At 55.1% G+C, this 336-nt stretch carries 1 protein-coding gene; it reads right to left on the bottom strand.

Going from position 1 to position 336, the window contains the following annotated elements; translation table 11 throughout:
- On the bottom strand, window positions 1-336 hold a 336-nt coding region (locus SB752_RS32125), incomplete at both ends, for a hypothetical protein (protein ID WP_410719457.1).

Raw genomic sequence — 336 nt, forward strand, 5'->3', positions numbered from 1 at the left:
GTGGATCTGTTTATCCCGGTCACTGACCAAGGCTTCTAGGTCAGTACAGCGTTGATTAAGTCCGGCATTGCGTGTCAGCTCTGCCTGGAGCGAGGACTGCGTGGTTTTTAGGTCAGCAGTTTGAGCCTCAATGGCTGCTTGCTGAGTGTCGAGCTGCCTACGCGCTGCGATCAGTTCGGTTTGCAGGCTGGCGATCTGCGCCTGGAGCTCTAAACGCTCCAAATCAAAGGCTGATCGGGACTGTTCAATCGACTCGTTGCCCTCCTCCATGAGTCGATCCACAAGGCTTTCAACCATTGCCGAAAGCTCTTCACCCATGCGTTCGCGGGACGATAG

This window comes from Brevibacillus sp. SIMBA_040 (assembly GCF_046535075.1).
Classification (GTDB): domain Bacteria; phylum Bacillota; class Bacilli; order Brevibacillales; family Brevibacillaceae; genus Brevibacillus.